The organism is Sphaerisporangium sp. NPDC051011, assembly GCF_040653595.1.
Taxonomy (GTDB): domain Bacteria; phylum Actinomycetota; class Actinomycetes; order Streptosporangiales; family Streptosporangiaceae; genus Sphaerisporangium.
Genome location: NZ_JBFAGG010000005.1, coordinates 402,465 through 428,834 on the forward strand (window position 1 = coordinate 402,465; position 26,370 = coordinate 428,834).

Below are 26,370 nucleotides of genomic sequence, written 5' to 3' on the forward strand. Positions count from 1 at the left end.
AGGCCCCCCAGGCGATGACCGCGAGCTACGGTGACGGCGCATCCCCCTTTTAACACCTGGGAGTCCCCATGCTCCGCAGCCGCGCGGTCATCGCCGCATGCGCTCTCGCGACCGGTGTCCTCACCCTCATGGCCACTCCGGCCACGGCCGAACCCGAGTTTTCGGGCAAGGCCGCCGCTTCCACCGTCAAGCCCCTGCCCGGCATGATCCAGGCGCTCCAGCGCGACCTGGGCCTCACCGCCGAGCAGGCCGAGTCCCGGCTTCTCAACGAGGCCCGACTGGCAAGCGTCGAGACCAAGATTCGCAAGTCGCTCGGCGGCGGTTACGCCGGCTCGTGGCTCAGCGGCCCGACCTCGTCCACGCTCACCATCGCCACCACCGACGCCGCCGCGACGTCCTCGGTGACCGGCGCGGGCGTCCAGGCCAAGGTCGTCCGTCACAGCCTCGCGTCCCTGAACGCCGCCAAGGACGCCCTGGACAAGGCCGGCGCGACGGCCGCTCCGAAATCGTCGCCGGTGTGGTACGTCGACGTACGCACCAACAGCGTCGTCGTCCAGACCGCCGACCCCGCCGACGCGGAGTCCTTCATCGCGGCCAGTGGCGCCGACCGCGGCGCCGTCCGCGTCGAGTTGTCCAGCGAGACCCCGCGGACGTTCTACGACCTGCGCGGCGGCGACGCGTACTACATCAACAACTCCGCCCGCTGCTCGATCGGCTTCCCGATCACCAAGGGCACCACGCAGGGCTTCGTCAGCGCCGGCCACTGCGGGTCGACCGGCAACTCGACGACCGGCTACAACCAGGTCTCCCAGGGCACCTTCCAGGGCTCGTCCTTCCCGACCAACGACTACTCGTGGGTCGCGACGAACAGCAACTGGACGGCGCAGCCGTGGGTCAACCAGAACGGCGGGAACCTGCAGGTCACCGGGTCGACCGTGGCCGTCGAGGGCGCCTCGATCTGCCGCTCCGGCTCGACCACGGGCTGGCACTGCGGGACCGTCCAGCAGCGCAACACCAGCGTGACCTACTCGCAGGGCACCGTCTACGAGGTGACCCGCACCAACGTCTGCGCCGAGCCCGGCGACTCCGGCGGCTCGTTCATCTCCGGCAGCCAGGCCCAGGGCGTGACCTCCGGCGGCTCGGGCAACTGCACCTCCGGCGGCACGACGTACTTCCAGCCCGTCAACGAGATCCTCTCGGTCTACGGCCTGACGCTGAAGACCAGCGGGGGCAACCCTCCGCCCACCGGGTGCAGCGGCTACCAGCAGACCGTGAGCGGCAGCCTGAGCAGCGGGGCGAGCGCCTTCCAGCCGAACAACTCCTACTACCAGTCCACCGTCTCCGGGACCCACAGCGCCTGCCTCGACGGCCCGAACGGCACGGACTTCGACCTCTACCTGCAGAAGTGGAACGGCTCGGCCTGGGTGGACGTGGCGAGCGGCACCACCTCCGGACCTGATGAGACCGTCACCTACTCCGGTACGTCCGGCTACTACCGCTACGAGGTCCACGCCTACAGCGGCTCCGGCTCGTACACCCTGGGCTTCAGCAAGCCGTAACCCCCGCCCCGGCCGCCAAGGCCGGGCGACGCTCCACAACGCCTCACAACGGCAGTAAAGCGGCGCCGCCGTCCATCTCTGGACGGCGGCGCCGCCGTGTTCCCAGGGGCCTCTCAGCCCAGCGGGTGGACCCTGAAGACGACGTCGCGCTGCGTCACCGTGACGCGCGCGGAACCGGTCATCCCGGCGTAGCGGCCGGTGCCGCCGAGGATGGCGGCCGTGCTCGTCCACGGCGGGGCGCCGAACCGGTCGTCCATGCCGAGAAGGGTGAGCTGACCGGCCTTGGTGCGCAGCACGCGGGTGCACTGCGCGATGACACCTTGCCGGGTGACCGACGCCGCGGTGCAGCGGGCGCTGCCGTCGCCGACCCTGTTCTTCCTCACGTCATAGAGCGCGAGATAAGCCACCCAGGAGTCACCGGGCTTCACGTGCGGGGGGCGCGTGTTCACCAGGAACTGCGCATAGTACACGAATTCGGGCACCCGGGCGGCGGGCTTTTGGACGGCCGGCGCGGCGGGCTTGAGGGTGATGGACGGAATGGCCGTCGTCGTGGCGTCGGGAATTGTCGCAGCGGATGCAGATATGGGCGGAAGTACGGCGAACGAGGCGCCGGACAGGGCCGTGACCAGCGCGGCCATGGCCCGCCGGCGACGTGGAGCGAATCCTGACATTTCTACTCCAACTCGGGAGATGAGGGAATGCGGAGGGATGCCACTTTCGCTGGGAAGCAGCGAAACGCGAGTGAACAGTCTGCCCGCCGCTTCCCCGGAATCGCAACGGCCATAATCGCGACATAATCACATTCAATTCACAACCCCGGGCGAAAATCATCGCATTTCCTGGAGCCCCGCCTCAGCCGCCCGCGAGCACCGCCGATTTTCCCCCTCATTACCAGATGCGCACAATGTCCGACAGTTCGTAATGAGGCAGGTCCATAACGCGGTGATATGGGCGAAACGATAGCTCCGCGTGACGCCCGCTCGCGGTTACGGTGACGGCACCCCCCCGAACAACGAGGAGAGCCCATGCTTCGCAGACGCACGGTCACCGCCGGATGCGCTCTCGCAATCAGTGCCCTCACGATCCTGGCCACTCCCGCGATGGCCGACCGCGACCCCCTCGCGGCCGGAACCTCGGCCTCGCAGCCCGCGCCCGCCATGGTCGACGCGATGAGCCGCGACCTCGGCATCACCAAGGAGCAGGCCGAGTCCCGCCTGCTCAACGAGACCCGCCTCACCGGCTCCGAGACGAAGATCCGCGAGAGCCTCGGCGGCACCTTCGCCGGCTCCTGGCTCAGCGGCCCGACCTCCGGCACCCTGACCGTCGCCACCACCGACGCCGCCGCGGCCTCCCGCGTGACCGGCACGGGCATCCAGGCGGCGGTCGTCGGCCGCAGCCTCGCGACCCTGAACTCGATCAAGGACACCCTGGACAACGCCTCGGCGCAGGCTCCCAAGTCGGCGCCGGTGTGGTTCGTCGACGTGCGGACCAACAGCGTCGTCGTCCAGTCGTCCCAGCCCGCCGAGGCCGAGGCGTGGATCGCCTCCACCGGCGTGGACAAGGCGGCCGTGCGCGTCGAGCTCTCCAAGGAGCAGCCGCAGACGTTCTACGACCTGATCGGCGGCCAGGCGTACTACATCAACAACTCGGCCCGTTGCTCGATCGGCTTCTCCGTGCGGCGCGGCACCACGCCGGGCTTCGTCAGCGCCGGTCACTGCGGCCGGGCGGGCAACTCGACCACCGGCTACAACCGGGTCGCCCAGGGCACCTTCCAGGGCTCCTCGTTCCCGGGCAACGACTACTCGTGGGTCGCGGTGAACAGCAACTGGACCCCGCGCGGCACCGTCAACAACGGTTCCGTCGCCGTCCGCGGCTCCACGGTCGCGGTCGAGGGCTCCTCGATCTGCCGTTCCGGCTCCACCACCGGCTGGCACTGCGGCACCGTCCAGCAGCGCAACACCAGCGTGACCTACTCGCAGGGCACCGTCTACGAGGTCACCCGCACCAGCGTCTGCGCCGAGCCGGGCGACTCCGGCGGCTCGTACATCTCGGGCAACCAGGCCCAGGGCGTCACCTCCGGCGGCTCGGGCAACTGCACCTCCGGCGGCACCACCTTCTTCCAGCCGGTCAACGAGATCCTCTCGGTCTATGGCCTGACCCTCGTGCTCGGCTGACCCTGTTAGGCACAGCCGGCACCCTCACCGTAGAACTCCGCAGAAACGTGGAAGCGTAGAAACGTGGAAACACGGCGCCGCCGTCCCCACCAGGGACGGCGGCGCTTTCCGTGCCCCTAACGCGGCAGGCGCCGCCAGAGCGGGCGGGGAAGGGCGCGCATGAGGGTGAAGACGAGGCGGAGCCTGGCCGGGGCCCACACGGTCTCGGCGCCGTCGCGCAGACCCTGGACGACCGCGTCCGCGACCTCGCCCGGCGTGGAGGACATGGGGGCGGGCGGCAGTCCGGCCGTCATCCGTCCCTTGACGAAACCCGGCCGTACCACCATCACCCGGGCGCCGGACCCGTGCAGGGAGTCCCCCAGGCCCTGCGCGAAGCCGTCCAGGCCCGCCTTGGACGCGCCGTACACGAAGTTCGCCCGCCTCACGCGCACCCCCGCCACCGACGAAAGGACGACCAGCGTGCCGTGGCCCTGCTCGCGCAGGCGGCGGGCCGCGAACAGGCCGGCCGAGACGTGACCGGCGAGGTTGACGGCCACGGACTCCGCCGCCGCGACCGGGTCCCGCTCGTAGGCGGCCTGGTCCCCGAGCACGCCGAAGGCGGCGATCACGACGTCGAGGTCTCCGGCCAGATCGGCGGCGGAGTCGATCACCTTGCCGTGCGTCTCGGGCCGGGCCGCGTCGAAGTCCAGCCGATGGACCTCGGCGCCGAGCGCCACGAGCCGCGCGGCCGTCCCGTCCTCGGGATCGCTCACCTCGGCGGACGTGCCGGGGCGCGCGGCGAGCACGACCTTGCGGGCGCCGGCGCGCACCAGGCGCTCCACCACCGCGAGCCCGATCTCGCTGCGCCCCCCGAGCAGCAACACCGAGTCCACCGAACCGAGGGCGTTCTTCACAGGCCCAGCCTCCTCGCCAGGTCGGAGCGGAACACGCCGCCGGGGTCCGCCATCTGCCGTATCTTCGCCCATTCCTGAAGCCGCGGGTACATCACGGGCAGCAGCTCGGCGCGCATCCGCGCGTCCTTGGCCAGGTAGAGGCGCCCGCCGGCCTCGGCCACCCAGGCGTCGAACTCGCGCAGCAACTCGGCGAGCCCAGGGTGACCGGCCGGGATGTCGAGCGTGAGCGTCCAGCCGGGCATCGGGAAGGACAGCATGCCGGGCGTGCCCGCGCCGAACCGCTTGAGGACGGTGAGGAACGACACCACGCCCTCGGCGGACAACCGGGACACGACCCGCCGCAACGCGCCTTCCCCGCCGAAGGGGACGACGAACTGGTACTGGACGAACCCCCGCGAGCCGTAGATCCGATTCCATCCCTGGACGAAGTCCAGAGGGTGGAAGAACGGCGCGATGTCCTGGATGATCCGCCGCTCGCGCGCCTTCGCGTACCAGGCCTCGTTGAACGCGCGCACGGTGAGCCGGTTGAGCAGCCCGTTCGGCGCCCACGGCGGCGCGGTCAGCCGCGAGGACGGCGCGAAGGCCAGCGGGTCGTGCCCGCGCGGAAGCTCCTCGCGGCGCGCGTGGTCACCGCGGGTCAGCACGCTGCGTCCCATGCGCGGGCCGCGGGCGAGCAGGTCGATCCAGGCCACGGCGTAGCGGTACCCGTCGTCGGTGGCCGCCATGACCTCCAGCGTGTGGTCCAGGTCGCGCGTGCGCTCGACGTCCACCCGCACGCGCGAGGTCTCGATCGGCACGCAGCCGAAGCTCGCCTCGACGATCACGCCGGTGAGGCCCATGCCTCCGACGGTGGCCCAGAACAGCTCGTCCGGCGGGGTCAGCGTGCGGATCGTCCCGTCGGCCGTGAGCAGCCTCAGCGAGCGCAGGTGAGCCCCGAGGGACGAGTCGACGTGGTGGTTCTTGCCGTGCACGTCGGCGGCGACGGCCCCGCCCACGGTGACGTACCGCGTCCCCGGGCTGACGGGGACGAACCAGCCCTTGGGCACCAGGGCGGTCATCAGCTCGTGCAGGCTCGTCCCCGCCGAGGCGGTCACCACGCCCGTCTCGGGGTCGAACGACCAGCGCGGCTCCAGGCGGGTGAGGTCCACGACGACCCCGCCCGCGTTCTGGGCGGCGTCGCCGTACGCGCGGCCGAGGCCCCGGGCGACGAGACCGCGCGGGGGCGCGTCGGCGACGAGCGCGGCGAGCTGTTCGGCCGTGCGCGGCGCGACGAGCGTGGCGGGCGTGGGGGCGGTGCGCCCCCAGCCGGTCAGGAGGGTCATCTCACCTGGATTCGGACGGCGAGCAGGACGATGCTCACACCCTAGAGGGTGACGGCATGGCCCCGCCGCGCCGGTAACCGAAACATTCGGTAACGCGAAATGTCCAGCATCTTCCCTCGCACCGGCCGATCCCCCCGGCCCGAGATTCGCTCACGGCGCCGAGCCGGCGGTCCGGCCCCCGTCCTCCTCGCCTACTTGCCCGGCTCGGGGTCGCGGGGAAGGCCCAGCATGCGCTCGCCGATGATGTTGAGCTGCACCTCCGTCGTGCCGCCGTAGATCGTCATGGCGCGCGTGGAGAGGACGGCCCGGTTCCAGTGGCCCGCGTCGCCCAGCTTCATGTCGGCGGCGATCACGGCGGACGTGCCGAGCAGGCTCACCGCGCACTCCGAGACGTGCTGCGCGTGCGAGGTGGACAGCAGCTTGCGCACCGACGCGTCCGCGCCCGGCTCGGACCCGGCGAGCTGCTTGAGCGTGACCCGCAGGCTCAGCGCGTTGATCGAGTGCCCCTCGCACACCACCCCGGCCAGCTCCAGCCGCTCGGCCTCGGTCAGCTCACGCCCGAGACGGGAGGCCAGGCCGAGCAGGTCGGGGACCGACGAGCCGGTGCCGCCCGACCCGGACGACAGGGAGACGCGCTCGTTGGACAGCGTGTTGCGCGCCACCCGCCAGCCCTCGCCGACCTCGCCCACCACCAGGTCGTCCGGGACGAAGACGTCGTCGAAGAACACCTCGTTGAACATGTTCTCGCCGGTCATCTCGGTGAGCGGCCGCACGGTGACGCCGGGCGCCTTCATGTCCACCAGGAAGTAGGTGATGCCGTCGTGCTTGGGCTTGGAGGGGTCCGTGCGGGCGATGCAGATGCCCCATTCGGCGACGTGCGCAACGGACGTCCAGATCTTCTGGCCGTTGAGCCGCCAGCCGCCCTCGACCTTCTCGGCCTTCATCTGCAGCGACGCCAGGTCGGAGCCCGCGCCCGGCTCGCTGAAGAGCTGACACCAGATCAGCTCGCCGGAGAGCGTGGACGGCAGGAACCGTTCCTGCTGTTCAGGGGTGCCGTACGCCGCGATGGACGGCACCACCCACGCGCCGATGATCATCTGCGGCAGGCGAACCCCCGCGGTCTTCAGCTCCTGCTGGATGAGCACCTGCTCCAGCGGCGAGGCGTCCCGTCCCCAGGGGGCCGGGAGGTGGGGCATGACGAAGCCCTTCGCCGCCAGGGCGCGCTTCTGCTCCTTGCCCTCCAGCGCCGCGATCGCGGCGATCTCGTCGCGGATCGCCGCGCGCAGCGCCTCGGACTCCTCCGGCAGGTCGATGCGCATCTCCCGCGTGACACCCGACAGCGCGTACGACGCCACCGCGCCCGCCCACGCGGCCGACGGGCCGAGCAGCGCGCGCAGAGTGAGCGCGCGGCGGTAGTAGAGGTGGGCGTCGTGCTCGAACGTGTAGCCGATGCCGCCGAAGATCTGAATTGCGTCCTTGGCACATTGCACGGCGGCGTCCGGGGCCATCACTCCGGCGACGGCCGCGGCGTAGCCGAGCTCGTCGCCGGTGGCGCGGGTCGCGTCCCAGACGGTCGCGCGGGCCTGCTCCAGCGCGACCAGCATGCGCGCCGCCTTGTGCTTGACGCCCTGGAACTGGCCGATCGGACGGCCGAACTGCACGCGCACCTTGGCGTACTCGGCGGCGGCCCGCACGCACCACGCGGCGACGCCGGCCGCCTCGGCGCCGAGCAGGACCGCCGCCGTGTTCCGGACGTCCTCGCCGGTGAGGCCGTCGAGGAGGCGGTCCGCCGGCACGGTCACGGCGTCGGCCTCGACCTTGGCCACCGCGCGGGTGAGGTCCAGGCTCCTGACGGGCGTGACGGTCACGGCGTCCCTGTCCAGGGCGATCCATTGCTCGCCCCGGTCGGTGCGCACCGGCAGGACGAGCACGTCGGCGAGCGTCGCGCCGAGCACCAGGTCGGCGGTGCCGCTGACCGTGAGGGCGCCGTCGCCGGACCGGGTCGCGGTGAGCGAGCCACCGAGGGCCACGGCGCCGGCCAGCGAGCCGTCTGCCAGGCCGGGCAGCAACTCGGCGCGGGCCTTGCCGTCGGAGGCGAGGATCACGGCCGAGGCCAGCACCGTGGGCACGTACGGGCCGGGCGCGACGCGCTCGCCGAGCGCCTCGACGGCCACCGCCGTCTCCAGCAGGCCGAAGCCGCCGCCGCCGAACTCCTCGGGGACGTGCAGGCCGAGCAGCCCCTGCCCGGCGAGCCCGGACCAGAAGGCGGGCCGCTCCGCGGCGTCCGCGCCGATGGCCGACCGCACGGCTTCGGGGGGGATGTTGCGCTCGGCCCAGCCGCTCACGGACTCGCGCAGCGCCTCGTGCTCTTCGCTCAACCCGATCGCCATGTCACCCTCCGGTTCGGACTCCAGACGTGACAGAATTATATTCTAGAAGATGCTTCCATGGTCAACCATGGACCGCCCAGTTACCGGCCGCCGACCAAGCTACCCGCTACACTGCGTCACCATGTGCGGATCCGCCCATCCGCCCGCGGCCCACCGGATCGCCGCGCATCTGGACGAACCAGGCGCAGGTGCACCGATACCACGACGCCACCCGCCAAACCGGCACGCTCACACTGAGTCACCCACCGAAGCGCCGGTTCCGGGTCAGAGGGCGCGGGTCGTCCAGAAGAGCATGTCGTCGACCCGACAGCTCAATCGGCTTTTTGGTCGCGGACCGGAATCGGCTCAGCTAGCGCAGCGCGCCCGGGAGGCGCGGGGAAGGGGTCGGCGAAGTACTGGGTCTCGTGCGTTACGAGACCATCGGTGATCTCCATGACGCTGAGCGAGTATGTGGGCACGCCCTCATAGGTGATCACGCACTCGCTCACCCAAAGGTCGCTGCCGCCCAGGATCCGGCGGATGGTGAAGTGGCGTTCGGCCGGGTGCCCGCCGCGTTGCGCTTGGATCCTTGACCGGCCTCTGAAGCGCTCGCCCGACTGCGGGTAGTCCAGGATCGCGTCTGCAGCGTAGATCGCGTGCTCAGCCTCGACGTCCCCGCGTTCGGATGCCTCCCAGTGCTGCTGGAGCCGAGCCCGGATATCGGCTTCAGGATCACTTGCGCTGTTCACCCGTTAGCCCCTCATGACCAGAAGGAATGTCGCCGGCTCGCACGACAGATGTTACCTGAGGGTTCTCGTGCAGCTTGGGACAAGCCATCAAGGCGACCGGCCTGCCGAAGGGCACCCGCTTTCATGATCTTCGACACTTCTATGCGTCGAGTCTGATCAGGGCGAACCTGAACCCGAAGGTGATCCAGTCTCGCCTTGGCCATTCGAGGATCTCCGAGACGATGGACACCTATGGCCACCTGTTCCCCGATGATGAGGATCTCGGGCGCAGCGCCATCGAATCCATGATCAAGCTTGCTTTGCGGAACAGCGACGGAACAGCGGTCGGCGATGCACGCTAAGACGCTGGTCAGAGGCGGTCAGAGGGCGCGGGTCGTCCAGAAGAGCATGTTGAGGTCGTAGTAGAGGGCCTTGCTCGTGTCCGGCACGCTGGCGAACAGCATCGCGGGCTTCTTCTTCCCGGTCGCGACGACCATCACGTACGCCTGCGACGTGTGCTTCTTCCCTCCGGCGACATAAGTGACCTTGTAGCCGAGCAGCCACCCGAGGTTGTAGCGGGCCTTCTGCGACACCGTCCAGGCGAAGCGGGAACCGGCGGGCTGGTACTTCAGGCTCCACTTGACCGCCTTGCCCGCCAGCTTGCGGTAGTCCTCGTACGTCGCGGGCGGCTTCGGCACGGCGACCGGCAGCGGGCCCGAGCCGATCAGCGCCTGCCGGCGTCCCGACCCGGCCTTCTGCGCGGCCGAGAAGCCGTCCTTGGACGTGTTCGCCCACGGGGAGTCGTACCGCGCGTAGCTGATTCCGGCCGTCCGGTCGGCCACGACGGACGTGACGCGCGAACCGGGGGCGGGGAAGACCATCATGGCCTTGGCTGCGGGGACCGGCGGGACGGCGATCGGCGTCGGCGCGCGCGGGGTCCGGGACGCGGGGCCGCCGGCCTGGGCGGGGGTCACCGGCACGCGTTCGGGCTTGTCCCCGGAGAACAGGGTGAAGATGAGGACGACGATGATCGCCGTGACGATCGCCGCGGCGATCCCGTACACCGCTCTTATGGGGATATCTCCGGCTCGGAGCAGCAGGGCCCGCACCCAGCGAGGCTGCCGGCGATCCCGGGCCGGGTCCTGGGCACGGACGACCGGATCCTGGACACGGTCAACGGAGCCCTCCGAGCGGACGGCGAGCCGGTCGAGGACGGGCGAGCGAGCGGCGGGCGGGGCGGCGTCAGGCACGAACCCGGGCACGGACTCGGGCACGGACTCAGCCCCGGACCCGGGCATGGATTCGGGCACGGATTCAGGCACGGATTCGGGCACCGACCCGGCGCTCCACACCGAGACTCCGGACGCCTCGCCCGGCTCGTTCTCGCCGGACCCCGGACGGCGCCGGGCGGGCGTACCGGCCCTGACCTGCCCGTTCGCGGCGGATCGGCCGTACGGGTGGAGGAACGGTCCACTTGGGCGCCGGACGTTCGCCGTGTCACCTGTGTCCTCGACGTCGGCCTCGTCGCCGGTGTCGTCGGGACCGTCCGTGGTTTCCGTGGCGACGGCTTCCGCGTTGCCGACATCGCCGGCGCCGTCTGCGCCGTCCGCGGGCTCACGGGCGAGGACCCGGCCCGCCGCCGAGCGGTCCTTGGCGGCCTGGACGAAGGCCTCCAGTTGCTCGGGCGTCACCCGCGGCATCGGCGTGGTCGGCGCGTCGTAGGACGGAACGTAGGAAGATGGCCGCCCCGAGCCAGGGCGGTCAGGGGTCTTTTCCACGCCGTCCGCCATGTCGGCAGACTACGTCAGAAATGGTGATCCAGGAGGCCTGGTATGCACGTCACGTAGGGCGAATCAGGCGTTCCACCAGGTAGAGAACGTGGTGCCTGTACCAAGAATTTCACGGTCCGTCGCGTCGGCCATGCTTCACCTAGGCTGCACCAAGATCTACCCATTGGCCCCAAACGGTGAGTATCTTCCACGAGGTCGGGAATCACCTCCCCCATGGCAACGACACCAGGTAACCGGCGTGTCCGGCGCGCGCGCCGGCACGTCATCACCGCCGGGGTGGCCGGGGTCCTGGTGGTCAGCGGGTGCGGCCTCACGGGACCACCCGATGTGACCGGCGGCCGAACGGGCAACGCGCCCACCTCCACCGGCCCCGTGGCGGAGGAGCAGGCGTACGAGCGGACCATCCGCCAGGTCCTGCCGTCGATCGTGCAGATCACCACGCGCGGGGGCCTCGGTTCGGGGGTCGTGTACGACACGAACGGGCACATCGTGACGAACGCCCACGTCGTCGGGAAGTCCACGGACTTCGAGGTGACGCTGGCCACGGGCGGCAAGCCGCGCAAGGCCAAGCTCGTCGCGTCCTACCCGCTCGGCGACCTGGCCGTCATCCGGGTCACCGACCGCTCGGGCCTGGCCCCGGCCACCTTCGGCGATTCCAACAAGCTGCGGGTCGGTCAGATCGTGCTCGCCATGGGCAATCCGCTCGGACTATCCGGCAGCGTGACGAACGGCATCATCTCCGCGCTCGGCCGCACGGTGACCGAACCCCAGGGCGAGGGATCGCCGGGCGCGACGATCACCAACGCGATCCAGACGTCCGCGTCCATCAACCCGGGCAACAGCGGCGGCGCGCTGGCGAACCTCGCGGGCCAGGTCATCGGCATCCCGACGCTCGCGGCGATCAACCCGGAGCTGGGAGGCGGCGCGGCGCCGGGCATCGGGTTCGCGATCCCGAGTAGCACCGCCAAGGACGTCGCCGACCAGATCATCAAGCACGGCCGGGTGACCAACACGCGCCGCGCCGCCCTCGGCGTCCGGGTCAACACCGTCGTCGGGCCCAACGGCCAGCCGGTCGGCGTCGGGGTCGCCCAGGTGGACGCGAACAGCGGCGCCGCCAAGGCCGGCATCCGGCCGGGCGACATCATCCTCAACGTGAACGGCAAGCCGACCCCGACCGCGGCGGCCCTCGCGGAGGTCCTCGCCACGCTCCGCCCGGGATCGAAGGCCAGCGTGGAACTACTCCACCCCGACGGGAAGACCACGACGGCGACGGTCACCCTCGGAGTCCTCTCGGGAGGCTGACCCCGCCGGGCTGTGCACCGGAAGTATCAGGACTTGGCGCGCCGCCATCTCCCGAGTAGGAAGGCGACCGCCGCCACGGCGAGGATCACCCACAGCACGGCGGCGAACCCCAGGTCGGCACGGCCGATGACGGCGAACAGGCCGCCCATCCCGAGCCCGCTGACCACGGCCGCCGCGGTGGGCGTGACCTTGAACGTCCCCGTGCGCCGCTCCTGGGTGGCGAGCTTGGCGTCGATGCGCTCGTCGATGGTGGTCCCGATGCGCTCAACGAGCGCGTCGGCGAGCGCGTCCTCGTAGTCGGTTCCGAGCTCACGCCGAGCCGCGAGCGTGGCGGCGACATCATCGCGCGGGATTGAGGCCATGGGACGGATTGTCGCGATCCCCCGCACTCCTTCCCTAACACCCGGGCAAACCCGCAGGCTCTGTGGCGTGTCGCGAACCCGCCGCCGCCCCGGCGCGACGCCCGCGGACGGTGACGCGGAGAAGCGGGCGGGTCCGTCTCTCCTCGGACGCCCGGGGGTGGTCGTCCGACTCGGTCAGCGGGAGAGGAAGGCGGTCACGGCGGCGAGGAACTCGTCCGGGCGGTTCTTGTGGATCTCGTGACCGGCCTCGATGGTGACCAGTTCGGCGCCGGGAACGCGCACCGCCAGGTCGGCGACCTGGTCCTGGGGCAGGTGGCTGGCCGCGCCGCCGGCGAGGACGAGGGTCGGCGCGGTGATCTCGCCGAGCCTCTTCAGCCACGCGGGGTCGGGGTTGTTGCGCTGATGGGCGGTCTGCTCGACCATCGCCCAGTCAAAGGGGAACGGATCGGCCGGCCGCTCGGGGACAGGCTGCCCGGCGGGGACCGGCAGCGGCACGTCCTCCAGCACCATCCGCGCGACGCGGTCCGGGTACTCCTCCGCGATCAGGACCGCGACCACGCCGCCCAGCGAGTGCCCGACCAGCGCCGCCCGTTGCACGCCGAGGTGATCGAGCAACGCCACCACGTCGTCGCGCATCGATTCCAGTGCGTAGTCGCCGGGCCACTCGCTCTGGCCGTGCCCCCGCAGGTCAGGGGCGTACACCCGCCAGGACGCGGCGAGCTGCCCGATCGCCTCGTCCCAGCTCGTGTGATCGGATCCCCGGCCCGGCAGGAGCACGACCGGCGGCGCCTCCGGATCCCCCTCGACCCGGTACACCAGCCGGATTCCGTTCACCCGCGCAGCCTGAAGATCACTCATGGCGCCAACGTAGCCGTGAACCGGCTTTACCAGAAGAGACGTTCGCGCCGAGACGAATACAAAACGGTGGCACCGGACACCATCCCGGAGCGCTGGATCATCCGTCGGCGCGGTGCGGGGGTCGACCTCGAGAAGAGCGGCGAGTTCGGAGCGGCCGCTGATACCGAGCTCGGCGTAGACCCGGGCTAAGCGATGGCCATGCCGCGCACAAGACGAGAGCCCCGTCCACGATGTGGGCGGGGCTCCGAATGGGTGGTGGAGGTGGCGGGAATCGAACCCGCGTCCTTCAACACCACGACAGGGCTTCTCCGGGTGCAGCCTGCTGCGATTTTCTCAGCCCCGGCGATCACGCAGGCAAGTCGCCGACGGGCTCAGTCACTGTTAGGTTTCCCTATCGGCCCCGTGACCGGGTCGATCGGTTTAGCCTCCTAGCGATGCCAGGTCCGGGCCGGAGGCGATCCCGGGCTGACAAGGGCGAGGTCCTCGCTCAGGCGGCGAGGGCCAGCTGGCCCTGAGTGCGCGTGTTATTGGCACTTATTTCTTTGCGGTCACAGTGTTAACGAGGTTATGTCCGCAGTCCTCGACCCGCTTCCCCTGGCGTGACATGCCGAAGTCGAAACCAGTCACCCCCTGGAGTGGCGCCCGATCTCTCTCGAGACCGAGCAAACCGAAGATACTCTAGGCAACACCCTCCGTGCCAACTTGATTCCCCGGAGGGCGGCCAGGCGAACATCCCCCGGATCCATAGCCGGGAGGCCGCGTCATCTCGCCTCGGAACGCCGAAACCCCCGGAGGCGTGGCACGAGGCGCACACCCCCGGGGGCCGACCGGCAGGGTCGAGCCGGTCCGGACGGCAGGGCTTCCCCCGAGATGAAGCCCTGGTCTCATCACGGCGACTGAGTCCGCAACCCCCAAGCGGTGCCCAGTCACCCAGAAAGACGCAGGACGAGCCCCCGATGGTTGCTCGCCCCGCGCAATATTTTTCTCCGCCGGGCCGCTCAGCTCGCGGGGGTCGTGGCGGGGGCCGCGGAGGCCGCGCGGAAGAACTGACCGGCCATCTGGGCGGCGGCGGGCGCGTTCGCGGTCTGGGTCAGGACGGCGACGGCGATGTCGCCCTGCCAGCCCACGAACCACGCCAGGTTCGCCGGGCGCTTCTTGTCCATGTACGTGAGGGCCGCGGCCACACCGTGGACGTCTTTGCCCGGGGCGGCGGCCATGGCGGCCGTGCCGGAGGTGACGCCCGCGCGCATCAGCGCGCGCAGGCCGCCGAGCGTGGTGGGGTCGAGCGGGATGGGCTTGGGCGGCGGCGCGGGGGCGACCTCCGAGGAGCTGTCCGGCGCCGCGGGCGAGGTGACGAGCGTGGGGGGCCGCCAGGTGCCGGACGCCACCGCGCCCGCGACCAGGGCCATGCTCAGCGGGCTGACCCGCACCGTCCTACCGGCGATGATCTTGGCCTTCGCGGCGTCCGACGCGGCCTGGGGGACCGTTCCGCTGAAGGACCGCAGCGGCAGGCTCCAGCCCACTCCGATGCCGAACTGCGCGGCCGTCTGGGTCAGCTCGTCGGCGTCCACCCGGCGGGCCAGCGAGGCCAGCGCGGTGACGCACCCCTGGGCGAACCCGGCCTTGATGGACGGCGACGTCCCCGCGGGGGCGGAGGTCTGCTGGAAGCGCGCGCCTCCGACGGTGCGGTCGGCCGGGCACGGCACCTTCTGCGCGGGGTCGACCCCGGCCCTGAGCAGCGCCTCGGCGGCGATGATCGAGAAGGTGGTGCCCGCAGGGTACTTGCCGGCCAGCGCGTCGCGCTCCTGGTCCATCTCGTGGGCGCCGACGGCGAGGATCTCGCCGGTGGACGCCTTGACCGCGACGAGCGTGGCGGGCGCCGTACCGCTGACGGCGAGGTCGGCGGCCCGCTGCACGCCCTTGTCGATGGTGGTCTTCACCGAGGTCGTGTTGGACCGGCCGGGCCACTTGGCGAGCTCGGCGACCGGCTCGCTGGTCTTCAGGTCGTAGGTGATGACCTTGGTGCCGGTGGAGCCGGTGAGCTGGTCCTGGTAGGCCTTCTGCAGGCCGCCCTGCCCGACGGTGTCGCCCGCCCGCTGCGGGCCGCCGAGCTGCTGCTCGGTCTCGGGGGTGATGGCGCCGACCTTGCCGATGATGTCGGCCGGCTCGGCGGGCGCGACCGGCTGCAGCTTCTTGTCGATCGTCAGGTCGGGGATCTCGTCCAGCCGGTTGCGAAGCTGGGCGTACTTGCGGCCGCCGAAGGTGACGAGCGGCACGAAGTCCTGCGGCGGGGCGGAGCGGATGCGGCTGAGCAGCCGGTCCTGGGCGAAGCCGGTGAGGTGGAACAGCCGCTCGCACACCCCGACCGGGTCCTTGACCCGGGCCGGGTAGACGCCCGCGACGTAGAGCGTGGCCTCCTCCTGGAGGGCGTCGCCGTTGCGGTCCTCGATGGGCTGGCGGCCCTCGGTGGAGACCTCCACGGCGAAGCGCTGCCCCTCGCGCAGCTCCGGGTGGATGACGCTCGGCGACCAGCGGACCTTCCACCGCCCGTCCACCAGGTGCAGCGGCAGGTGGTTGTCGTACTGCCACAGGGGGTTGTTGTCCCCGAGGTCGACCTGGACGCGCAACTTGGCGTCGGCGGTGTCGCCGTTGGTCGTCAGCCCCTTCAGCGAGAAGCGGATCGACGCGGCGTCGAGCTGGAGCCCGGTGTCCTCCAGGGCCTTCTTCACGACCTTGGGGTCGCCGTCGGCGCGCTCGGCGGCCTCGTCGAAGTGACCGGACTGCCAGCCGACGAGGAACTCGCTGACGGCCTCGTGCGGCGACGGCTCGGCGAAGCAGCCGGACGCCAGCGGGGCGACCACGGCGAGGGCGAGCCCCGACGACAACGCTCTTCTCATGCGCACGGCCAGCACGTCGTCCTCATCGGTTGCGGTGACGCAGGGCGCGTGCCATCTCGCGATCGGCCTGCTTCTCCGCGAGGTCGTGCCGCTTGTCCCACGTCTTCTTGCCTCGGGCCAGCCCGATCTCGACCTTGGCCCTGCCGTCCTTGAAGTACAGCGACAGGGGAACCAGGGTCAGGCCGGACTCCTTCGTCTTGGCGACGAGCTTGCCGATCTCCTTGCGGTGGAGCAGCAGTTTGCGCGGCCGGCGCGCGGCGTGGTTGGTCCACGTGCCCATGTGGTACTCGGGGATGTGGATGTTCATCAGCCACACCTCGTCATCCTTCACCTGGGCGAACCCGTCCGTCAGGCTCGCGCGACCGGCACGGAGGGATTTCACCTCCGTGCCCATGAGGACGAGCCCGGCCTCGTAGGTGTCCTCGATGTGGTAGTCGTGCCGGGCACGCTTGTTCTGGGCGATGAGCTTACGCCCGGTCTCACGTGGCATAACTGCGAGCCTACCGGGGCTCGTCACACCCTCAGGTATCGCCGGAGCGTGACGAAGGAGGCCAAGATACAGATCAGGACGCCCACCACGGTCGTCAGGGTGATGACCTGGGCGACCTCGCTCCAGCCGAGCTGGGTGGACAGCACGAAGTACTGCTTCATGCCGTCGAACAGCACGATCTTGGCGAACATCAGCATGACCGCCGAGATCACGCCGCCCACCAGGCCGGCGATGGTGCCCTCCATGACGAACGGCAACTGGATGTAGAGGTTGGAGGCGCCGACCAGGCGCATGATGCCGGTCTCGCGTCTGCGGTTGTAGGCGGACAGCCGCACGGTGTTGCCGATCAGCAGGATGGCCGCGAACACCTGGATCAGCGCCACGATCAGCGCGGCCCAGCGCAGCTTGCCCATGAGCCCGAAGAACTTGTCCAGGAGCTGCTGGTCGTTGACGACGTTGGACACCCCGGGCGAGCCGCTGAGCACGTCGAAGACCGCCTTGTAGTCATTCGGGTCCTTGAGCTTGACCCGGAACGACTCGGGCATGTCCTCTACCTTCACCGCGGAGAGGAACACGCTGTTGCTGCTGTAGGCGGCCTTGAAGTTCTCGTAGGCCCGCTGCTGGCCCTCGAAGTCCACCCTCTCGACCTGCGGCAAGCTCTGGATCTTCGCCTGCAGCGCCTGCTTCTCCTGGGCGCTGACCGCGCCGCGGCCCTTGCAGGCCTCGAAGGGGTCGTTCTTCTTGCACAGGAACGCCGAGAGCTGGACCTTGTCGGTCCAGTAGTTGCTCATGTTCCCGACCTGCGCGTTGATCATCAGCCCAATGCCGAGCAGCGCCATGCCGATGGCCACGGTCACGATGACCGCGATCGTCATCGTGAGGTTACGGCGAAGGCCGATCCAGACCTCAGAGAAGATGAAGTTTGCCCGCATGCTGTGGGTGTCCCCTGTTGTTCTCGCTGGGTGATCAGTACGCCTGGCCGTAGACGCCGCGCGACTGGTCCCGGACGATCTTGCCGTCCTCGAGTTCGACCACGCGCTTGCGCATGGAGTCGACGATGGCGGCGTCATGGGTGGCCATGACGACGGTGGTGCCGGTCCGGTTGATCCGGTCGAGCACCTTCATGATCCCGATGCTGGTGGCGGGGTCGATGTTACCCGTGGGCTCGTCCGCCAGCAGGATCATCGGGCGGTTCACGAACGCGCGCGCCATGGCGACCCGTTGCTGCTCACCTCCGGACAGCTCGTCGGGCATGCGGTGGGCCTTGCCTTCGAGACCGACCAGCTCCACGACCTCGGGCACCACCTTGCGGATGAACCGCCGGGGCTTGCCGATGACCTCCAGCGCGAAGGCCACGTTCTCGTACACGTTCTTGTTGGGCAGGAGCCGGAAGTCCTGGAACACGCAGCCGATGCGGCGCCGCAGGTGAGGCACCTTGAAGTTGGACAGGCGCGCCAGATCCTTGCCGGCGACATGGATGGCGCCCGAGTTGGGGCGCTCCTCCTTCAGGACCAGCCGGAGAAAGGTCGACTTCCCCGACCCCGAAGGACCGACCAGGAACACGAACTCGCCCTTGTCGACGTCCACGCTGACGTGGTCGAGGGCGGGCCGGTTCTGGTTAACGTAGACCTTGGTGACATTATCGAAATGGATCACAGGCGCATCACGGCATGCCAGTCTAGGGGTTAGGACGGTAGCGGGAGTGGCCGCGTGAGCCACATCGCATTGCTCGCCGGCCGGGGGGCGCCGGTCTTTACCATTGATCGACGTTCCGGTTGGCCGAGGCTCAGTCTAGGGGTAACACTGGCATGGAACGTCCATAACGGAAACAAAACGATTCCACGCTCGCTAACAGCATGGTAAAGCGATCATCGTGGAGAGGGAGATATCCCGTGAGCTGCGAACATCTCGTCTGCGCACAGTGCGCCGGCCCCGTGGTCGAGGGACGCTGCCCCGCGTGCCGGGCCACCAGGGACAGGCTGCACCATCATGGGCTGGGCGGCCTGTCCCCCATGCTCGTCGCGATCGTGCTGGTCGCGCTGCTGGTGTTCACACTGGCGCTCAAGCACCTGTACGGCGCCTGAGCGGCGCTCCGTTCCCGGGGTCGCGGCACGCCGGGCCCCGGCGCGCGCGAGCGGCGTAGAGCCGGAGTCAGGCGTAGGGTCCGCCCGGCGTCGTCAAGGGCGGCGGGCGGCCGTGAGCCGCCCCGGCCGGTGAGGGACCGCGCGGTGGTCAGCTGGCCGCGCCCGCCGTCACCCGCGCGCCCGCCGTCACGCCGGCCGCCACCGCCGGGCCGTCACTGGCCCGCGCCGGTCTCCTGACGGCGCATCCAGCGGATCTCGCCCTCGATGAACTCGTCCAGGTCGCCGTCGAGGACGGCGCTCGGGTTGCCCGCCTCCACCGACGTCCGCAGGTCCTTCACGATCTGGTACGGGTGCAGGACGTAGTTGCGGATCTGGGTGCCCCACGAGGTGGTGGTCTCTCCGCGCAGCTCGGACATCTTCTCGGCCTCTTCCTGCCGCTTGCGCTCCAGGAGCTTGGCCTGCAGGACCGTCATCGCCGAGGCGCGGTTCTGCAGCTGGGAGCGCTCGTTCTGGCAGGAGACCACGATGCCGGTGGGCAGGTGGGTGATGCGCACCGCCGAGTCGGTGGTGTTGACGCCCTGGCCGCCCGGGCCCGAGGAGCGGTAGACGTCGATGCGCAGATCGTCCTCGTTGATATCGATGTGGTCGGTCTGCTCGACGACCGGCACGATGTCCACACCCGCGAACGAGGTCTGACGGCGGCCCTGGTTGTCGAACGGACTGATGCGCACGAGCCGGTGGGTGCCGTGCTCGCCGCGCAGCGTGCCGTAGGCGTACGGCGCCTTGACCGTGAACGTGGCCGACTTGATGCCCGCCTCTTCGGCGTAGCTGGTGTCGTAGACCTCGGTGGGGTAGTTCTTGCGCTCGGCCCAGCGGAGGTACATGCGCAGGAGCATCTGCGCCCAGTCGGCGGCGTCGACGCCCCCGGCCTGGGAGTTGATCGTGACGAGCGCCTCGCGGGCGTCGTAGGGGCCCGACAGCAGCGTGCGGACCTCCAGCGCGTTGACGTCGCCGCGCAGGGAGGTGAGCTCGCGCAGGGCCTCCTCGCGGGTGTCCGCGTCGTCCTCGGCCTCGGCGAGCTCGAACAGCACCGCGACGTCATCGAGGCGCCGGACCAGCGTCTCGACGCGGTTGAGCTCGCCCTGCAGATGGGACAGCCTGCTGGTGACCTTCTGGGCGGCCTCGGGGTCGTTCCACAGGTCAGGCGCGGCGGCCTGCTCCTCGAGCTCGGCGATCTGCCTGCGCTTTGCGTCGAGATCCAGCACGTCCTGAATGCCCTTCAGCGTGCCGGTAAGCTCGTTGATCTCTTCTGCGGGATCGATGGCTGCCACATCTGCCAAGGGTACGCGACACCGGAGGCACCTCGCGCGTCGCTAGCATGGGCGGGGACTCATCAGGAGGCGAGCGTGACCAGGACCATGCGTGTCGCCCTCGTCGTGCTGCTCTTCGCCCTCACCGCCTGCTCCACCGGCGGCGCCAAGCCGTCCCTGGCCCCGGACGCCGTCTCGGCCTCCGTGCCCGCGACCACCACCGCCGTCCCCACCGCCTCTCCCTCCCCGACCGGCGACGTCCCGGCGGTGACGCCGGAGGAGGCCGCCACGATCGCCCGCAAGGTGCTCGGGGCCGACGACGCGGCGAGGCTCGAGGGCGCCGAGTCCTACGCCGTCGACCTGACCCGCGACGCGCAGCGCCTGTTCACCGTCACGGACTTCAAGTCGACGCGCATGAAGCCCGCCCGCTACACCTGGGGCGCGCCGCGGGTGCTCGTCCCCCGCCTCGACCGCGACCGCTACCCCCACTGGTTCGCGGCCGTCGCCGACCGGCGCGACGGGCAGGGCCGCGAACGAACGGCGGTGCTGGTCTTCATGCGGGAGTACCCGGCGTCCCTGTGGCAGCTCAGCTTCGCGTCGCTGCTGTACCCGGGCACCAAGCCGCCGGCCGTCCTGCTGGACCGCGAGGGGTACGCCACCGCGCTCGCGACCCGTGACGATTCGCTGGCGATCAGCCCTCACCTGATGGCGCCGCTGCACGCCACCATCGCCGAGGAGGGTCCCGGCGGGTTCGCCGCCGGCTTGATCGCGGCGGGCCCGCAGACGACGGGCTACTTCACCGAGGTCGGCAAGGCGCAGCCCGAGGCCAAGGGGCGCGGGCTGCTGTACGACTCGATCTTCGCCGCCACCACCCACCCGATCTTCGCTCTGCGGACCGCGGACGGCGGCGGCGTGATCATGTACTCGCTGAAGCGCACCACGCTGCGGCAGGTCAAGACCGACAACGCCCTGGGCCTGGTGCCGGTGCCGAAGAACGTCCGCTGGGCCACGAACGACAGGCCGGTGGTGCGGCGCAAGCTGCGCGTCGAGGAGACCCAGCAATACGTCGCCCAGGTCTCGCGCAAGGGGGCGACCGCCCCGGCGAAGGTGATCGCCTTCGCCGGCACCCCCACCGGTGTCAGCAGCGACATGCCGATCGACGAGTGAGCGGCCGCGCCCGGCCCGCCTTCGGTGGACGGGCCGGGCGGGCGCGCGTCAGCCCTCCGCGTGCGGCAGGTTACTCGTGGCGACCAGCGTGCGGATCGCCCGCAGGGCCACCGACAGCGTCGCCAGGTCGAAGTGGTCGCTCTCCCAGATCTCCGACAGCGTCTGGCGCGCCCGCGCCACCGCCGCCGAGTTGGCCTGCGACCACCCGGCCAGCCGCTCCTCCGGCGACAGCCCGGGCAGGCTGTGGGTGAGCACGTCCCGGGTCAGCGTCGCGTGCGCCGCGTACAGGTCGTCGCGCAGCGCGGCGCGGGCCATGGAGTTCCACCGGTTGTCGCGCGGCAGGGAGATGACGCGCTCCCGGAGCCGGGCGAGCTGGAGCCGGTCGGCCAGGTCGAAGTAGACCTCCGCGACCTCGCCGACGGGCCGGGCGGTACGCGAGGCGATCTCCACCAGGTCGAAGGTCGAGTACGCCGGGACCATCACCGCCGCCCGCTCGGCCAGGTCGGCGGGGACGCCCCGGTTGACGAAGCCGTCGCGGCGGTCCTCGAACGCGGCGAGGTCGGGGCCGGCCAGCAGCTTGGGCAGGTGGGGCAGCAGTCCGTCGGCGCCCTCGGCGAAGAACCGGGCGGTCGAGGCGAGGTCGAGCGGCGGCCTGCGGTTGCCGAGCAGCCAGCGCGCGCCGCGTTCGGCGAGCTTGCGGCTCTCCAGCAGCATGGCGAGCTGGGTGGCGGTGTCGACCTTGTTGTCCAGGGCCTCGACGGCGCGCCAGAAGCTCGGCAGCTCGAAGACCTCCCGGGACACCAGGTAGGCCCGGGCGATGTCCGGGACCGACGCGCCGGTCTCCTCCCCGAAGCGGAAGATGAACGTGGTGCCGCTGGAGTTGACCAGGTCGTTGACCACGCCGGTGGCGATGATCTCGCGGCGCAGCGGGTGGGCGTCCATGGCCGCGCGGAACCGCTCGCGCAGCGCCGTGGGGAAGTAGGACACCAGCCACGACTCCAGGAAGGGGTCGTCGGGCAGGTCGGAGGCCAGGAGCCGGTGGTCCACCGTCAGCTTGGTGTAGGCGAGCAGGACCGAGAACTCCGGGGCGGTGAGCCCGAGCCCGGCCTGGCGCCGCTCGGCGAGCATCTTGTCGGAGGGCAGGGCCTCCAGCTCGCGGTCGATCAGGCCGTCGCGTTCCAGCTTGCGCAGGTAGCGGGCGTGGATGTGCAGCATCTGGGGGGCCTGCGCGCGGGCGGCGGCGAGCACGACGTTCTGGGCCTTGTTGTCGCGCAGGACGAGCCCGGCGACCTCGTCGGTCATGTCGAGGAAGAGCTGGTCGCGCTGGCGCTCGCCCAGCTCGCCGTCCCGCACCACGCGGTCCAGGAGGATCTTGATGTTGACCTCGTGGTCGGAGGTGTCGACGCCCGCCGAGTTGTCGATGAAGTCGGTGTTGACGTACCCGCCGTTCAGCGCGAACTCGATGCGGGCGAGCTGGGTGAGGCCGAGGTTGCCGCCCTCGCCGACGACCTTGCACCGCAACTCGGAGGCGTTGACCCGCAGTGGGTCGTTGGCCTTGTCGCCGACGTCGGCGTGGCTCTCGGAGGACGCCTTGACGTAGGTGCCGATGCCGCCGTTCCACAGCAGGTCCACGGGGGCCTTGAGGATCGCGTTGATCAGGTCGTTGGGAGGCAGCGCGGCCATGCCCTCCTGGATGCCGAGCGCGGCGCGCATCTGCGGGGAGATCGGGACGGACTTGGCCGTACGCGGCCAGACGCCGCCGCCGGAGGAGATGAGGGCGGGGTCGTAGTCGGCCCACGAACTGCGCGGCAGCGCGAACAGGCGGGAACGTTCCTCGAAGCCACGCGCGGCGTCCGGCGAGGGGTCGACGAAGATGTGCCGGTGGTCGAAGGCGGCGACCAGCCTGATGTGGCGGGACAGCAGCATGCCGTTACCGAAGACGTCGCCCGACATGTCGCCGATGCCGGCCACGGTGAAGTCGGTGGTCTGGACGTCGACGCCCAGCGAGCGGAAGTGGTAGGCGACCGACTCCCAGGCGCCGCGCGCGGTGATGCCCATGGCCTTGTGGTCGTAGCCGACCGAACCGCCGGAGGCGAACGCGTCGCCGAGCCAGAAGCCGTACTCCTTGGCGACGCCGTTGGCGATGTCGGAGAACGTCGCGGTGCCCTTGTCGGCGGCCACGACCAGGTAGGTGTCGTCGCCGTCGTGGCGGACGACGTCCGGCGGGGGGACGACCTCGTTGTTCACAAGGTTGTCGGTGATGTCCAAAAGGCCGGAGATGAACTGGCGGTAGCAGGCCACGCCCTCGGCCATCACCTCGTCGCGTCCCCCGCCCGCGGGCGGGCGCTTGACGACGAAGCCGCCCTTGGAGCCGGTGGGCACGATGACGGTGTTCTTGACCATCTGCGCCTTGACCAGGCCGAGCACCTCGGTGCGGAAGTCCTCCATGCGGTCCGACCAGCGCAGCCCGCCCCGCGCGACCTTGCCGAAGCGCAGGTGCACGCCCTCGACCCGGGGCGAGTAGACGAAGATCTCGTACTTGGGCCGGGGCAGCGGCAGCACGCTGATCGCCGAGGAGTCGAACTTGACCGACACGTACGGCTTGCGGTGGCCGTCCACGCGCTGGAAGGCGTTGGTGCGCAGCGTGGCGAGGATCATCTCCAGGTAGGCGCGCAGGATGCGGTCCTCGTCGAGCGAGGCGACCTCGTCCAGCGCGGCCAGGATCTCCTCGTGCAGGGCCTCCCCGAGGTCCACGCGCGTGTCCTCGGTGCGGCGCGGGTCCAGCCGGGCCTCGAACAGGTTCACGAGCAGCCGCGCCAGCCGGACGTTGCCGAGCAGCACCTTCTCGATGTACCGCTGGCTGAAGGCCGTGCCGGCCTGGCGCAGGTACTTGGCGTACATCCGCAGGACCAGCGCCTGCTCCCAGGTGAGCCCGGCGGCGAGCACGAGCCCGTTGAAGCCGTCGCTCTCGACCTCGCCGCGCCACAGCGCCGCGAAGGCGTCCTGGAACAGCCGCTTGAACTCCTCAAGGCCGATCGCCTCGGACACCGGGCAGCGCAGGCCGAAGTCGTAGATCCACGCCGTGGGCTCCCCCGCGCGTGAGATCTCGTACGGCCGCTCGTCCACGACCTCGACGCCCATGCGCGACAGCAGGGGCAGCACCTGCGACAGGGACACCGCGGCGCCGATCCGGTACACCTTGAAGCGGAGCTGGCACTGGCTGCGGTCGTGCGGCTCGTACAGGTCCATGCCGATGTCGCCGGAGGTGCCGCCGGAGGCCACGGTGAGGTCCTCGATGCGGCGCAGGTCGGCGACGGCGGTGCGCGGCGAGAAGTCGGCCTTGTAGCCCTCGGGGAAGGCCCGCAGGTAGCGGCGGGTGAGCGCGGCGGCGTTCCGCTCGGACCACTCGGGCCTGCCATGGTCGCCGGACCGGCCCGGGGCGGTCGTGTCCGCGGGCGCGGGCTCGCCGATCGCGGTGACGAGATCGTCCTCCCAGGAGCGGGTGGTGGCGGCGATGCGCGCCTCCAGCTCGGGAAGGTCCACCTCGGCGCCGGCGAGCCGCTTGCCGCGCTCCCCGCGGATCACGATGTGCAGCCGGGCCAGCGGCGACTCGTCGATCATGGTGCTGTAGTCGAGCGACCGGCCGCCGAGCGCCTGCATCAGGATGTCCTGCATGCGGACGCGCACGTTGGTGGTGTACCGGTCGCGGGGCAGGTAGATCAGGCAGGAGATGTACCGGCCGTAGTCGTCGCGGCGCAGGAACAGCTTCACCTGCTTGCGCTCGCGCAGGCGCAGCACGCCGAGCGCGATCGTCGTCAGCTCGTCGGCCGGGATCTGGAACAGCTCGGACCGGGGGTAGGTCTCCAGGACCTCGATGACGTCCTTGCCGTCGTAGCTGTCGGGGCTGAAGCCCGCCTGGTCGAGCACCTCCTCCAGCTTGCGGCGCAGCACGGGGATACGCGAGATCGACTCGCTGTAGGCGACGTGCGTGAACAGGCCGAGGAAGCGGCGCTCGCCGATGACCTCGCCCTCGGGCGAGAACAGCTTGACGCCGATGTAGTCCAGGTAGGCCGGGCGGTGCACGGTGGCACGGCTGTTGGCCTTGGTGACGATGAACAAGTGTTTCTCGCGGGCCCGGGCCCGGATCTCCGGGGGCATCGCGGCGAAGCTCGCCGAGCCCGCCTTGTCGGCGCGCAGGATGCCGAGGCCGGTGCCGGGCACCGCGCGCAGCCGGTCGCCGTCGGGGGCGGCCTCCAGCCGGTACTCGCGGTAGCCGAGGAAGGTGAAGTGCCCGTCGGCCAGCCAGCGCAGCAGTTCGACGCTCTCGTCGACCCCGGCGGACGGCCCGGACGGGGGCAGCGGCGGCGGGTCGGCCTCCAGCTCGCCGGCGATCTTCTCGGCGAGGGCGTGCATCTTGGGGTGGTCCTCGACGGCGTACCGGACGTCGGCCAGGACGCGCTGCAGGTCCTTCTCGATCTCCTCCAGCACCGCCGGGTCGGCCTGCCGGTCGATCTCGATGTGCATCCAGGACTCGTCCAGGACCTGCCCGGTGTGGACGGTGTCGTCGTGGTCGAGCATCTGGCCGGTCATGTCGCGGCGGACCCGCATCTGCGGGTGGACGATCAGGCGGACGCCCACATCGTGGCGGTCCAGCTCCATCGTGGCCGAGTCGACGAGGAACGTCATGTCGTCGGTGACGATCTCGACGAGGGAGCACCCGAGGTCGAAGCCGTGCTCCCCCGCGGCCGGGGTGTACGCGCGGACCAGCGCGCGGCCCTGGGGGCGGTGCGCGGCGAGCCGGCGGTGCGCCATCGCGGGGGCGTACAGCTCTACCGCGGTGCGGCCGGCCAGCTCCTCTGGCGCGACATGCCGATAGTAGAGCCGGAGAAAGGTCAGGATCCCGTCGCGGTCGAGCCCGTCGCCGCGGTGGGCGTGGGCGCATTCTCTCGCGGCGGATCTCAGAAGTTGATCTTTCGCCTCGTCGAGGGGCATGTCGCTCTCACTCCTTTGTGAGGGATTCATGGTGGTCCGTCTGATCATGGCCGGGACCGCGCTTCCAGGTGGG

20 protein-coding genes and 1 other RNA gene are annotated in these 26,370 nt (G+C 70.5%); 6 read left to right on the forward strand and 15 right to left on the reverse strand.

The features are described 5' to 3' along the window. Nucleotides 1-68: 68 nt before the first annotated feature. Nucleotides 69-1,559, forward strand: a complete 1,491-nt coding sequence (locus tag AB0H21_RS14585) for a S1 family peptidase (RefSeq protein WP_358516323.1) — start codon at nt 69-71, stop codon at nt 1,557-1,559. A gap of 113 nt (nt 1,560-1,672) precedes the next feature. On the opposite strand, the gene AB0H21_RS14590 is transcribed toward AB0H21_RS14585, so the two are convergent. After that, nucleotides 1,673-2,230 (reverse strand): hypothetical protein, encoded by a 558-nt coding sequence (locus AB0H21_RS14590; protein ID WP_358516326.1) that lies wholly within the window; start codon nt 2,228-2,230, stop codon nt 1,673-1,675. 354 nt (nt 2,231-2,584) lie between these two features. Here AB0H21_RS14590 and AB0H21_RS14595 point away from each other — a divergent pair, with 354 nt between their 5' ends. Next, the gene (locus AB0H21_RS14595; RefSeq protein WP_358516328.1) at nt 2,585-3,733 is read left to right on the forward strand and encodes a S1 family peptidase; all 1,149 of its coding nucleotides are present in this window, start codon (nt 2,585-2,587) and stop codon (nt 3,731-3,733) included. Between the two features lie 116 nt (nt 3,734-3,849). On the opposite strand, the gene AB0H21_RS14600 is transcribed toward AB0H21_RS14595, so the two are convergent. From AB0H21_RS14600 to AB0H21_RS14615, 4 genes are all read right to left on the reverse strand, one after another. Continuing rightward, complete coding sequence (locus tag AB0H21_RS14600; protein ID WP_358516331.1) at nt 3,850-4,626, reverse strand: decaprenylphospho-beta-D-erythro-pentofuranosid-2-ulose 2-reductase; 777 nt, start codon at nt 4,624-4,626, stop codon at nt 3,850-3,852. Beyond that, complete coding sequence (locus AB0H21_RS14605) at nt 4,623-5,948, reverse strand: FAD-binding oxidoreductase (protein ID WP_358516334.1); 1,326 nt, start codon at nt 5,946-5,948, stop codon at nt 4,623-4,625. The genes AB0H21_RS14600 and AB0H21_RS14605 overlap by 4 nt, the downstream gene beginning before the upstream one ends. A gap of 191 nt (nt 5,949-6,139) precedes the next feature. Continuing rightward, complete coding sequence (locus AB0H21_RS14610) at nt 6,140-8,338, reverse strand: acyl-CoA dehydrogenase (protein WP_358516337.1); 2,199 nt, start codon at nt 8,336-8,338, stop codon at nt 6,140-6,142. A gap of 311 nt (nt 8,339-8,649) precedes the next feature. Beyond that, nucleotides 8,650-9,066, reverse strand: coding sequence for a nuclear transport factor 2 family protein (locus tag AB0H21_RS14615; RefSeq protein ID WP_358516340.1), 417 nt, complete (start codon nt 9,064-9,066; stop codon nt 8,650-8,652). Nucleotides 9,067-9,140: 74 nt separating this feature from the next. Between AB0H21_RS14615 and AB0H21_RS14620 the strand changes: the two genes are divergently transcribed. After that, a complete protein-coding gene (locus AB0H21_RS14620) occupies nt 9,141-9,407 on the forward strand; it encodes a tyrosine-type recombinase/integrase (protein ID WP_358516343.1) in 267 nt (88 codons plus the stop codon). An 18-nt stretch (nt 9,408-9,425) separates the two neighbouring features. On the opposite strand, the gene AB0H21_RS14625 is transcribed toward AB0H21_RS14620, so the two are convergent. Continuing rightward, entirely contained in the window at nt 9,426-10,835 is a 1,410-nt protein-coding gene (locus AB0H21_RS14625; protein ID WP_358516346.1) for a hypothetical protein, read from the reverse strand. Between the two features lie 213 nt (nt 10,836-11,048). On the opposite strand from AB0H21_RS14625, the gene AB0H21_RS14630 reads away from it, so the two are divergent. Next, on the forward strand, nt 11,049-12,137 hold the full coding sequence (locus AB0H21_RS14630; protein ID WP_358516349.1) for a trypsin-like peptidase domain-containing protein: 1,089 nt from the start codon (nt 11,049-11,051) through the stop codon (nt 12,135-12,137). 26 nt (nt 12,138-12,163) lie between these two features. Here the strand turns inward: AB0H21_RS14630 and AB0H21_RS14635 are convergent, their stop codons facing one another. The 7 genes from AB0H21_RS14635 to ftsE form a co-directional block, all read right to left on the reverse strand. Then, nucleotides 12,164-12,499 (reverse strand): hypothetical protein, encoded by a 336-nt coding sequence (locus tag AB0H21_RS14635; RefSeq protein WP_358516352.1) that lies wholly within the window; start codon nt 12,497-12,499, stop codon nt 12,164-12,166. 174 nt (nt 12,500-12,673) lie between these two features. Beyond that, nucleotides 12,674-13,357: an alpha/beta hydrolase gene (locus AB0H21_RS14640; RefSeq protein ID WP_358516354.1), complete on the reverse strand. Its 684-nt coding sequence runs from the start codon at nt 13,355-13,357 to the stop codon at nt 12,674-12,676. A 253-nt stretch (nt 13,358-13,610) separates the two neighbouring features. Then, nucleotides 13,611-13,988: a transfer-messenger RNA gene (gene ssrA / locus AB0H21_RS14645) on the reverse strand. Between the two features lie 367 nt (nt 13,989-14,355). Further along, entirely contained in the window at nt 14,356-16,269 is a 1,914-nt protein-coding gene (locus AB0H21_RS14650) for a penicillin-binding transpeptidase domain-containing protein (protein WP_358516357.1), read from the reverse strand. A gap of 7 nt (nt 16,270-16,276) precedes the next feature. Then, nucleotides 16,277-16,744 carry an SsrA-binding protein SmpB gene (gene smpB / locus AB0H21_RS14655; protein ID WP_358516360.1) on the reverse strand — a complete coding sequence of 156 codons (468 nt, stop codon included), beginning with the start codon at nt 16,742-16,744 and terminating at the stop codon, nt 16,277-16,279. Between the two features lie 23 nt (nt 16,745-16,767). Next, on the reverse strand, nt 16,768-17,676 hold the full coding sequence (gene ftsX, locus AB0H21_RS14660) for a permease-like cell division protein FtsX (protein WP_358516362.1): 909 nt from the start codon (nt 17,674-17,676) through the stop codon (nt 16,768-16,770). Nucleotides 17,677-17,710: 34 nt separating this feature from the next. Further along, nucleotides 17,711-18,400 (reverse strand): cell division ATP-binding protein FtsE, encoded by a 690-nt coding sequence (gene ftsE, locus AB0H21_RS14665; RefSeq protein WP_114029179.1) that lies wholly within the window; start codon nt 18,398-18,400, stop codon nt 17,711-17,713. A 236-nt stretch (nt 18,401-18,636) separates the two neighbouring features. On the opposite strand from ftsE, the gene AB0H21_RS14670 reads away from it, so the two are divergent. Next, on the forward strand, nt 18,637-18,828 hold the full coding sequence (locus tag AB0H21_RS14670) for a hypothetical protein (protein WP_358516366.1): 192 nt from the start codon (nt 18,637-18,639) through the stop codon (nt 18,826-18,828). A gap of 212 nt (nt 18,829-19,040) precedes the next feature. On the opposite strand, the gene prfB is transcribed toward AB0H21_RS14670, so the two are convergent. After that, nucleotides 19,041-20,159 (reverse strand): peptide chain release factor 2, encoded by a 1,119-nt coding sequence (gene prfB / locus AB0H21_RS14675; protein ID WP_358516369.1) that lies wholly within the window; start codon nt 20,157-20,159, stop codon nt 19,041-19,043. 75 nt (nt 20,160-20,234) lie between these two features. Here prfB and AB0H21_RS14680 point away from each other — a divergent pair, with 75 nt between their 5' ends. Continuing rightward, nucleotides 20,235-21,305: a hypothetical protein gene (locus AB0H21_RS14680; protein ID WP_358516371.1), complete on the forward strand. Its 1,071-nt coding sequence runs from the start codon at nt 20,235-20,237 to the stop codon at nt 21,303-21,305. Between the two features lie 48 nt (nt 21,306-21,353). On the opposite strand, the gene AB0H21_RS14685 is transcribed toward AB0H21_RS14680, so the two are convergent. Then, entirely contained in the window at nt 21,354-26,297 is a 4,944-nt protein-coding gene (locus AB0H21_RS14685; protein ID WP_358516374.1) for an NAD-glutamate dehydrogenase, read from the reverse strand. Between the last annotated feature and the right edge of the window lie 73 nt (nt 26,298-26,370).

What these genes read in the sequence shown, in the direction of transcription:
- AB0H21_RS14630 (WP_358516349.1), top strand. Translation starts at nt 11,049, where the DNA reads ATGGCAACGACACCAGGTAACCGGCGTGTCCGGCGCGCGCGCCGGCAC.
- AB0H21_RS14605 (WP_358516334.1), bottom strand. Translation starts at nt 5,948, where the DNA reads ATGACCCTCCTGACCGGCTGGGGGCGCACCGCCCCCACGCCCGCCACG.
- AB0H21_RS14685 (WP_358516374.1), bottom strand. Translation starts at nt 26,297, where the DNA reads ATGCCCCTCGACGAGGCGAAAGATCAACTTCTGAGATCCGCCGCGAGA.
- AB0H21_RS14595 (WP_358516328.1), top strand. Translation starts at nt 2,585, where the DNA reads ATGCTTCGCAGACGCACGGTCACCGCCGGATGCGCTCTCGCAATCAGT.
- smpB (WP_358516360.1), bottom strand. Translation starts at nt 16,744, where the DNA reads ATGCCACGTGAGACCGGGCGTAAGCTCATCGCCCAGAACAAGCGTGCC.
- AB0H21_RS14640 (WP_358516354.1), bottom strand. Translation starts at nt 13,357, where the DNA reads ATGAGTGATCTTCAGGCTGCGCGGGTGAACGGAATCCGGCTGGTGTAC.
- AB0H21_RS14590 (WP_358516326.1), bottom strand. Translation starts at nt 2,230, where the DNA reads ATGTCAGGATTCGCTCCACGTCGCCGGCGGGCCATGGCCGCGCTGGTC.
- AB0H21_RS14585 (WP_358516323.1), top strand. Translation starts at nt 69, where the DNA reads ATGCTCCGCAGCCGCGCGGTCATCGCCGCATGCGCTCTCGCGACCGGT.
- AB0H21_RS14610 (WP_358516337.1), bottom strand. Translation starts at nt 8,338, where the DNA reads ATGGCGATCGGGTTGAGCGAAGAGCACGAGGCGCTGCGCGAGTCCGTG.
- ftsX (WP_358516362.1), bottom strand. Translation starts at nt 17,676, where the DNA reads ATGCGGGCAAACTTCATCTTCTCTGAGGTCTGGATCGGCCTTCGCCGT.
- AB0H21_RS14635 (WP_358516352.1), bottom strand. Translation starts at nt 12,499, where the DNA reads ATGGCCTCAATCCCGCGCGATGATGTCGCCGCCACGCTCGCGGCTCGG.
- AB0H21_RS14625 (WP_358516346.1), bottom strand. Translation starts at nt 10,835, where the DNA reads ATGGCGGACGGCGTGGAAAAGACCCCTGACCGCCCTGGCTCGGGGCGG.